Source organism: Allobosea sp. (assembly GCF_030694325.1).
Lineage (GTDB): Bacteria > Pseudomonadota > Alphaproteobacteria > Rhizobiales > Beijerinckiaceae > Allobosea.
Genome location: NZ_JAUXYO010000309.1, coordinates 1 through 7,252, shown reverse-complemented (window position 1 = coordinate 7,252; position 7,252 = coordinate 1). Strand labels below are relative to the sequence as shown.

The 7,252-nt window shown below is 68.0% G+C and carries 9 protein-coding genes; 5 read left to right on the top strand and 4 right to left on the bottom strand.

The annotated features are described in order from the left end of the window. Window positions 1-804 (top strand): anthranilate synthase component I family protein (locus tag Q8M82_RS20045; protein ID WP_305693058.1); only part of this gene is annotated, 804 nt, incomplete at its 5' end. Between the two features lie 58 nt (window positions 805-862). On the opposite strand, the gene Q8M82_RS20040 is transcribed toward Q8M82_RS20045, so the two are convergent. Beyond that, a complete protein-coding gene (locus Q8M82_RS20040; RefSeq protein WP_305693057.1) occupies window positions 863-1,447 on the bottom strand; it encodes a TIGR00645 family protein in 585 nt (194 codons plus the stop codon). A 243-nt stretch (window positions 1,448-1,690) separates the two neighbouring features. Here Q8M82_RS20040 and Q8M82_RS20035 point away from each other — a divergent pair, with 243 nt between their 5' ends. The 4 genes from Q8M82_RS20035 to xth all read left to right on the top strand — a co-directional run bounded on the left by Q8M82_RS20035 (window position 1,691) and on the right by xth (window position 4,162). Continuing rightward, window positions 1,691-2,158: a BA14K family protein gene (locus Q8M82_RS20035; RefSeq protein ID WP_305693056.1), complete on the top strand. Its 468-nt coding sequence runs from the start codon at window positions 1,691-1,693 to the stop codon at window positions 2,156-2,158. A 107-nt stretch (window positions 2,159-2,265) separates the two neighbouring features. After that, complete coding sequence (locus Q8M82_RS20030) at window positions 2,266-2,637, top strand: CidA/LrgA family protein (protein ID WP_305693055.1); 372 nt, start codon at window positions 2,266-2,268, stop codon at window positions 2,635-2,637. Beyond that, window positions 2,637-3,362 carry an LrgB family protein gene (locus Q8M82_RS20025; RefSeq protein ID WP_371126417.1) on the top strand — a complete coding sequence of 242 codons (726 nt, stop codon included), beginning with the start codon at window positions 2,637-2,639 and terminating at the stop codon, window positions 3,360-3,362. The genes Q8M82_RS20030 and Q8M82_RS20025 overlap by 1 nt, the downstream gene beginning before the upstream one ends. A gap of 14 nt (window positions 3,363-3,376) precedes the next feature. Beyond that, entirely contained in the window at window positions 3,377-4,162 is a 786-nt protein-coding gene (gene xth, locus Q8M82_RS20020; RefSeq protein ID WP_305693054.1) for an exodeoxyribonuclease III, read from the top strand. 45 nt (window positions 4,163-4,207) lie between these two features. Here the strand turns inward: xth and Q8M82_RS20015 are convergent, their stop codons facing one another. From Q8M82_RS20015 to ilvD, 3 genes are all read right to left on the bottom strand, one after another. Beyond that, complete coding sequence (locus Q8M82_RS20015) at window positions 4,208-4,576, bottom strand: hypothetical protein (protein WP_305693053.1); 369 nt, start codon at window positions 4,574-4,576, stop codon at window positions 4,208-4,210. An 80-nt stretch (window positions 4,577-4,656) separates the two neighbouring features. Beyond that, on the bottom strand, window positions 4,657-5,574 hold the full coding sequence (locus Q8M82_RS20010) for a tetratricopeptide repeat protein (RefSeq protein ID WP_305693052.1): 918 nt from the start codon (window positions 5,572-5,574) through the stop codon (window positions 4,657-4,659). Between the two features lie 16 nt (window positions 5,575-5,590). Beyond that, a partial coding sequence (gene ilvD, locus Q8M82_RS20005) for a dihydroxy-acid dehydratase (protein ID WP_305693051.1) occupies window positions 5,591-7,252 on the bottom strand: 1,662 nt, incomplete at its 5' end.

The window sequence follows — 7,252 nt, the reverse complement described above, 5'->3', positions numbered from 1 at the left end:
AAGGCCAAGGATTACATCGCCGCCGGCGATGCATTCCAGATCGTGCTGGCGCAACGTTTCGAGGCGCCCTTCACGCTGCCGCCGTTCTCGCTCTATCGCGCGCTGCGGCGCACGAATCCTTCGCCCTATCTTTATTTCCTCGACTTCGGCGGCTTCGCCGTGGCCGGATCGAGCCCGGAAATACTCGTCAAAGTGAGCGGCGATACCGTCACCATTCGCCCCATCGCCGGAACGCGGCCGCGTGGACGGACGCCGCACGAGGACAAGGCGCTGGAAGACGAACTGCTGGCCGACCCGAAAGAATGCGCCGAACATCTCATGCTGCTCGATCTCGGCCGCAACGATGTCGGGCGCGTCGCGCAGATCGGCTCGGTGAAGGTCACCGATTCCTTCTTCATCGAGCGCTACAGCCAGGTCATGCACATCGTCTCGAATGTCGAGGGGACGATCGAGCCGCGTCATGATGCGCTGGCGGCGCTGGCCGCGGGCTTCCCCGCCGGCACCGTCTCGGGCGCGCCGAAGGTGCGCGCCATGGAGGTCATCGACGAACTCGAGCACGATGCGCGCGGAGCCTATGGCGGTTGCATCGGCTATTTCGGCGCCAATGGCGAGATGGACACCTGCATCGTGCTGCGCACGGCCGTGGTCAAGGACGGGCGCATGCATGTCCAGGCCGGCGCCGGCATCGTCTACGATTCGAACCCCGCCTCCGAGCAGGCCGAATGCGTGAACAAGGCCAAGGCCCTGTTCCGCGCCGCCGAGGAGGCGATCCGTTTCGCTGCCCGAGCCGGGCGCGGCCAGTAGGCAGACCACCCCCGCGCCCCGCTCGCGTGGTCCGCAGCGTGGCGGCAGGGCCTGCCCGTCAGTGCCCCTTGCCGGGCGCCGGCACCGTCATCCGGTCCACCCAGGCGATGCCGATGGCCGAGAGGATGAAGACCGTGTGGATCACCGTCTGCAGGATGATGCCGGTCTCGGTGTAGTCGGTCGTCCGGTTGGCGCTGCCGATATTGCCCGCCTCGATGAAGGTCCGCAGCAGGTGGATCGACGAGATGCCGATGATCGCCATGGCGAGCTTGATCTTCAGCACGCTCGCATTGACGTGGCTGAGCCATTCGGGCTGGTCCGGATGTCCCTGGAGATTGAGCCGCGAGACGAAGGTCTCGTAGCCGCCGACGATGACCATCACCAGGAGATTCGAGATCATCACCACGTCGATGAGCCCCAGCACCACGAGCATGATCTGCTGCTCGCTGAAATCCGTCGCGTGCTGGACCAGATGCACCAGTTCCTTCAGGAACTTGAAGACATAGACGCATTGCGCCACGATCAGCCCGAGATAGAGCGGCAACTGCAGCCAGCGCGAGCCGAAGATGATCCGTGACATCAGGCTGAGCGGTACGGGCGCCGGGGCCGTCTTCCGAGGAGGGGTTTCGTCAGCGTGCGCCATGGTCGGTCTCGTGTCCTGCGAACGGATGATGCAGTGCAAAATCGATCGCTGCGATATGGAGCGCCGAGCGAGAGCGCGCAAGCGTCTTCCGCTTCGATGTCGTCTCGGCTCTACAGCGCGAGCCACGACGAAATTTTGACGCGATCCCGTGTCACGTTTTCAAGGAACAACCACGGCCATTAGGCTTTGTGACCTTCGGAGGATGCGCAAGCTTCCTCTCGCTCCAGAAGAGAGGATCCGCCCATGATCAAGACCGTAACCCTCGCAGTCGCCCTCGCCGGCACCGCCCTGCTGGCGGCTCCGGCCTCGGCCGCTCCGATCGCCGCTGCGGCGGGCCCGGCCCTTGCGACTGCCGGTACGGCGAGCGATCTCGTCCAGACCGTCCAGTATCGCCGCTACGGCTACGGCCCGCGCTATGGCTATCGCGGCGGCTATTACCGCGGCGGTCGTGGAGCGGCCGTCGGCGCCGGCATTGCGGCCGGCGTGATCGGCGGTGCGCTCGCCGCCGGCGCTCTGGCAGGCCCGCGCTATGTCGAGCCGGCGCCGATCTATGTCGAGCCCGCTCCGGTTTATGGCGCGCCCGTCCGGGCTTATGGCTACGGCGTCGAGGACGTCGATGCCGTCGCCTACTGCTCGCGCCGGTTCCGCACCTATGACCCGGCGACGGGCACCTATATCGCCAATGGCGGCGTGGTTCGCTCCTGCCCCTGACGCCGCCTGACGTCCCGACATTTCAAGCCTCTCCGCAGCGATGCGGGGAGGCTTTTGTTTGCGCGGATGGACGGCGCTAGGGTGGAGCGGCATCGGAGCCGCCCTGCATGATCCCCGCCCTGACCCTGCTTCTGACCTGCCAGCTCGTCGGCGAGGCGCTGGCCCGCCTGTTCGCCCTGCCGGTTCCGGGCCCCGTCATCGGCATGGCGCTGCTGTTTTTCGGCCTGCGGCTGCGCCCGGCGGCAGCGCTGGACGGCGCCCCCCTCGCGACCGTTGCCGGCGTCCTGCTGGCGCACCTGTCCCTGCTCTTCGTTCCGGCCGGCACCGGCATCGTGCGCCATGCCGCGTCGCTGGCGGCCCATGGACCCGGACTGATCGTGGCGCTCACGCTCTCGACGGCGCTGACCCTCGCCGTCACCGCCTTCGTCTTCGTGAAGGTCGCTGCGCTGGTCGGCAGCCGGGCGGAGCCGGGATCGTGATTACGCCCGATCTGGCCCGCGTCGAGACGCTCTGGGTTTATCTCGCGACCGATCCGCTGCTCTGGCTCACCGTGACGCTCATCGCCTATGTCGTCGCGGACCGGATTTCCGCCCGCTTCGGCCGCCATCCGTTGGCCAACCCCGTGCTGATCGCCGTCGCCCTGCTCGCCGCGATCCTGACGGCGACGCGCACACCGTTCGAGACCTATTTCCAGGGCGCACAATTCGTGCACTTCCTGCTCGGCCCGGCCACCGTCGCGCTCGCCTTGCCCTTGCACCGGCACTGGCCTCTGGTGCGCAAGGCGGTGCTGCCGATCCTGGCCGCGCTCTTCGCCGGAGCCTTCACCGCCGTGGTCAGCGCGGTCGGGATCGCGGCCGCCTTCGGCGTGCCGCATCCGATCCTGGCATCGCTCGCGCCGAAATCCGTCACGGCGGCGATCGCCATGGGCATCGCCCGCGAGATCGGCGGCGAGCCCTCGCTCACCGCCACGCTGGTGATCGCCACCGGCATCCTCGGCGCGATCATGGTGACGCCGCTGATGGTCGTGCTCGGCTTCACCGACTGGCGGGCCCGCGGCTTCGCGGCCGGTCTCGCCGCGCATGGCATCGGCACGGCGCGCGCCTTCCAGGTCAATCCTGTGGCCGGGGCGTTTGCCGGCATCGCTATGGGCCTCAACGGACTTGTCACGGCGGCGCTGGTGCCGCTTATCCTGCGCTACTTCTGAACCGGAGCCTGCCCGTGCGCATCGCCACCTGGAACGTCAATTCGGTCCGCCAGAGGCTCGGCCATCTGCTCGATTTCCTCAAGGAGGCGCAGCCCGACGCGCTCTGCCTGCAGGAGATCAAATGCGTGGACGCCGATTTCCCGCGACGCGAGATCGAAGAGGCCGGCTGGCAGGTCGAGACCCACGGCCAGAAGACCTTCAACGGGGTGGCGATCCTCTCGCGGGCGAAGCTCAAAGACGTCCGCCGCGGGCTGCCGGGTGACGCGGCCGACGAGCAGGCACGCTATCTCGAGGGTGTGCTGCCGATGGACGGGGGCGCGGTCCGGCTGGCCTCGATCTACCTGCCCAACGGCAACCCGCCGAACACCGAGAAATACCCCTACAAGCTCGGCTGGATGAAGCGGCTCACCGCGCATGCCCGGATGCTGCTGGCCCATGAGGAGCCGCTGGTACTGGCCGGCGACTACAACGTCATCCCCGAGCCGCGCGATGCGCGCGACCCCGCGGCCTGGGTCTCGGACGCGCTCTTCCTGCCGCAGACCCGCACGGCCTTCCGCGAACTGCTCAACCTCGGCCTGACCGAGGCCCTGCGCGCCACCACCGACGAGGCCGGGCTCTATACGTTCTGGGATTATCAGGCGGGCGCCTGGCAGCGGAACAATGGCATCCGCATCGACCACCTCCTGCTCTCGCCCCAGGCCGCCGACCGGCTCGCGGGCGTGCAGATCGCCAAGCATGTCCGCGGCTGGGAGAAGCCGTCGGACCATGTGCCGGTGATGGTGGAGTTGCGCGCGGCGTGACGGTCCCGTCATTGCGAGCGCAGCGAAGCAATGACGGCGAGTGGTTTACTCGCCCGTACCCCGCTTCACCCCGTCCTTGATGAAGACCTGGAACGGCGTGGTGCCCGTGGCATCGCCGTCGAGCGAGCGCCAGCGGCCGTTCGTGCAGAGGATGCCGCCCTGCGTCTCGACCGCGTCGAAGACGATGGCATTGCGATAGACGGTGCCGCTGGGCTCGATCGCGCGGAAATTCGTGCTGCACTGGCCGCCCGCGACGACGGGATCGTAGTCGTGGATCATGATCCCGCCCCCTCCGGTGCTCGGGAACGGATCCGTCAGGACCGGCCAGCTGTCATAGGCCGCCTGCCCGAGGCTGGGGGTGCTCGGCAGGGAGACAAGCGCGGCGAGGACGGCAAGGGTGGCGGCGATGCGCATGAAACGGAACTCCGATGGTCGGAGCCGGTACGCGGCGTTCGGGCGGGCGGATGCGGAGAGCCTCGAGAGAGGACGCGGCCTCAGCGCTGCGCCGCGCGCGCGCCGGCGACCTGCTGGCGCTCGATCAGAGCGAGCGCCGCGGTACGGTCGCCGGCCGACGCGGTCGAGAAGGCCGTCTCATGGCGCTCGATGATCCAACCGTCGCGGTCGGGATCGGCGCTCTCGCGCGCCAGCGACAGCCACATCAGCCCGAGCACCGGCTGGCGCGGCACGCCCTCGGCCCCGCGCAGCAGCATGTCGCCGAAGACGGCGCGTGCGGGCGCATAGCCCTTCTCGGCCGAGAGCTTCATCCAGCGGGCCGCCTGCCGCGCGTCGCGGCGCGTGCCCTGCCCGTTCATGTAGAGCCGGCCGAGATTGTACTGGCCTTCCGGGTCGCCGAAATAGGAGGCGGCGTAGTGGAACATGTCGAAGGCGCGGTCGAGATTCGGGCGGACATAGCTGCCCTTGATCCCGTCCATGAAATAGCCGCCGAGCGCGACGAAGGCGCTGCCGACGATGCGGCCATTGGCGGTGCCGGGAATCGCGTCGGCATTCTCGTCCGCGATCTTCGAGAAATACTCGAAGGCCTTGAGGTCGTTGGCGGGCACGCCCTCGCCGCCGGCATACATCCGGCCGAGCTTGAACTGCGCCGTGAGATGGCCCTGCGCGGCGGCATATTCCAGCGCGCGCACGGCACCGGCCTGGTTTCCGGCAGTCGAATCCCGCATCCACGCCCGGATCGCGTCGCGCGCGCTGCTGAAGGGCACGAGCGGCAGCGCCGTATGGGCGGCAGGAGCGTTGGGAGCCGGCGCGATGGTCGCCGCATCGGCGGAGGGCACGTCGAGCGCCCCGGGCTCGGGCAGTGCCACCCCGGGGATCGGCCGGGGCGGCACCGGACCGCGACCGCCCATGACATCCTGCGCCCAGGCGGCCTGTTGGCCACCCAGGACGAGGAACAAGGCTGCGATCGTGGTCTCAGATATCCGCATAACAATGGGTCTCGGCGGCGCCGCCCGGATGGGTCACGGCCCCTCCCTTGGCGGAGCCGACGGTCTGCGCATATTTCCAGAGGGCGCCGGAGTTGTAGTCCGTCTTGCGCGGCACCCAGTTCTTACGACGCTCCTCAAGTTCGGCATCAGAAAGGCGGACTGCGAGCTTTCCTGTGATGGCGTCGAGCTCGATGATGTCGCCGTCCCGGATCAGGCCGATCGGCCCGCCGACGGCGGCCTCAGGCCCGACATGGCCGACGCAGAAGCCGCGCGTGGCGCCTGAGAAGCGGCCATCCGTGATCAGTGCGACCTTGTCGCCCATGCCCTGCCCGTAGAGGGCGGCCGTGGTCGACAGCATCTCGCGCATGCCAGGCCCGCCCTTGGGACCCTCGTAGCGGATCACCAGCACGTCGCCGACATTGTAGCCGCGCTGGCTGACGCAGGCGAAGGCGTCCTCCTCGCAGTCGAAGCAGCGCGCGGGGCCGGTGAAGGTCAGCTGCTCGGTGCTCATGCCGGCGATCTTCACGATCGCGCCCTCGGGGGCGAGATTACCCTGCAGGCCGACGACGCCGCCATTGTCCGACAGCGGCTTGTTGGCGGGGCGGATCACGTCCTGCTCGTCGTTCCATTTCACGCTGGCGAGGTTCTCCGCGATCGTGCGGCCTGTGACGGTCATGCAGTCGCCATGCAGGAAGCCGTGGTCGAGCAGCGTCTTCATCAGCAGCGGAATGCCGCCGACCTCGAACATGTCCTTGGCGACATATTTTCCGCCCGGCTTCAGATCGGCGATGTAGGGCGTCTTCTTGAAGATCTCGGCGACGGCGAAGAGATCGAAATCGATGCCGCATTCATGCGCGATCGCAGGCAGGTGCAGCGCGCCATTGGTCGAGCCGCCCGAGGCCGCGACGACCATCGCGGCGTTCTCGAGCGCCTTGCGGGTGACGATGTCGCGCGGGCGGATGTTGCGGGCGATCAGCTCCATCACCATCTCGCCGGCCGTGTAGCAGAAGGTGTCGCGCACGTCGTAGGGCGCCGGCGCGCCGCAGCTATAGGGGAGCGCCAAACCGATCGCCTCGGCGACGGTGGCCATGGTGTTGGCGGTGAACTGTGCGCCGCAGGAGCCCGCCGAGGGGCAGGCCGCCTCTTCGAGTTCCTGCAGATCCTCGTCCGACATGGCGCCGACCGAGTGCTTGCCGACCGCCTCGAACACGTCCTGGACCGTGACCGGCTTGCCCTTGAAGGTGCCGGGCAGGATCGAGCCGCCATAGATGAAGATCGAGGGCACGTTGAGGCGCACCATCGCCATCATCATGCCCGGCAGAGACTTGTCGCAGCCGGCGAGCCCGACCAGCGCGTCATAGCAATGGCCGCGCATGGTCAGCTCGACCGAATCGGCGATGCATTCGCGCGAGGCGAGCGAGGACTTCATGCCCTGGTGGCCCATGGCGATGCCGTCGGTCACCGTGATCGTGCAGAACTCGCGCGGTGTACCGGCAGCGGAGGCGACGCCCTTCTTCACGGCCTGGGCCTGGCGCATCAGCGAGATGTTGCAGGGGGCAGCCTCGTTCCAGCAGGAGGCCACGCCGACGAAAGGCTGGTGGATCTGCTCGGCCGACAGGCCCATGGCATAGTAATAGGAACGATGCGG